This window comes from Bacillus sp. M6-12 (assembly GCF_002860285.1).
Taxonomy (GTDB): Bacteria; Bacillota; Bacilli; order Bacillales; family DSM-1321; genus Peribacillus.
In genome coordinates this window covers 1-1,592 of record NZ_PGVF01000032.1, presented here as the reverse complement: position 1 = coordinate 1,592, position 1,592 = coordinate 1, and the positions used below count along the sequence as shown (strand labels likewise).

Sequence of the window (1,592 nt, the reverse complement as noted above, 5' to 3'; positions counted from 1 at the left end):
CTTTCAAAACTGAACAAAACAAAAGCGCTCGTTTATTATCCTTAGAAAGGAGGTGATCCAGCCGCACCTTCCGATACGGCTACCTTGTTACGACTTCACCCCAATCATCTGTCCCACCTTAGGCGGCTGGCTCCTTGCGGTTACCCCACCGACTTCGGGTGTTACAAACTCTCGTGGTGTGACGGGCGGTGTGTACAAGGCCCGGGAACGTATTCACCGCGGCATGCTGATCCGCGATTACTAGCGATTCCGGCTTCATGCAGGCGAGTTGCAGCCTGCAATCCGAACTGAGAATGGCTTTATGGGATTCGCTTACCCTCGCGGGTTTGCAGCCCTTTGTACCATCCATTGTAGCACGTGTGTAGCCCAGGTCATAAGGGGCATGATGATTTGACGTCATCCCCACCTTCCTCCGGTTTGTCACCGGCAGTCACCTTAGAGTGCCCAACTGAATGCTGGCAACTAAGATCAAGGGTTGCGCTCGTTGCGGGACTTAACCCAACATCTCACGACACGAGCTGACGACAACCATGCACCACCTGTCACTCTGTCCCCCGAAGGGAAACGCCCTATCTCTAGGGTTGTCAGAGGATGTCAAGACCTGGTAAGGTTCTTCGCGTTGCTTCGAATTAAACCACATGCTCCACCGCTTGTGCGGGCCCCCGTCAATTCCTTTGAGTTTCAGCCTTGCGGCCGTACTCCCCAGGCGGAGTGCTTAATGCGTTTGCTGCAGCACTAAAGGGCGGAAACCCTCTAACACTTAGCACTCATCGTTTACGGCGTGGACTACCAGGGTATCTAATCCTGTTCGCTCCCCACGCTTTCGCGCCTCAGCGTCAGTTACAGACCAGAGAGTCGCCTTCGCCACTGGTGTTCCTCCACATCTCTACGCATTTCACCGCTACACGTGGAATTCCACTCTCCTCTTCTGCACTCAAGTCCCCCAGTTTCCAATGACCCTCCACGGTTGAGCCGTGGGCTTTCACATCAGACTTAAAGGACCGCCTGCGCGCGCTTTACGCCCAATAATTCCGGACAACGCTTGCCACCTACGTATTACCGCGGCTGCTGGCACGTAGTTAGCCGTGGCTTTCTGGTCAGGTACCGTCAAGGTACCATCAGTTACTATGGTACTTGTTCTTCCCTGACAACAGAGTTTTACGATCCGAAAACCTTCTTCACTCACGCGGCGTTGCTCCGTCAGACTTTCGTCCATTGCGGAAGATTCCCTACTGCTGCCTCCCGTAGGAGTCTGGGCCGTGTCTCAGTCCCAGTGTGGCCGATCACCCTCTCAGGTCGGCTACGCATCGTTGCCTTGGTGGGCCATTACCCCACCAACTAGCTAATGCGCCGCGGGCCCATCTGTAAGTGACAGCCGAAACCGTCTTTCCATCTTCTCTCATGCGAGAAAAGAACGTATCCGGTATTAGCTCCGGTTTCCCGAAGTTATCCCAGTCTTACAGGCAGGTTGCCCACGTGTTACTCACCCGTCCGCCGCTGACTATCAGGAGCAAGCTCCATCAAGTCCGCTCGACTTGCATGTATTAGGCACGCCGCCAGCGTTCGTCCTGAGCCAGGATCAAACTCTCCGA

General features: G+C 54.8%; 1 rRNA gene. It reads right to left on the bottom strand.

The features are described from left to right. Window positions 1-45: 45 nt before the first annotated feature. Window positions 46-1,592 (bottom strand): 16S ribosomal RNA (locus CVD28_RS26010).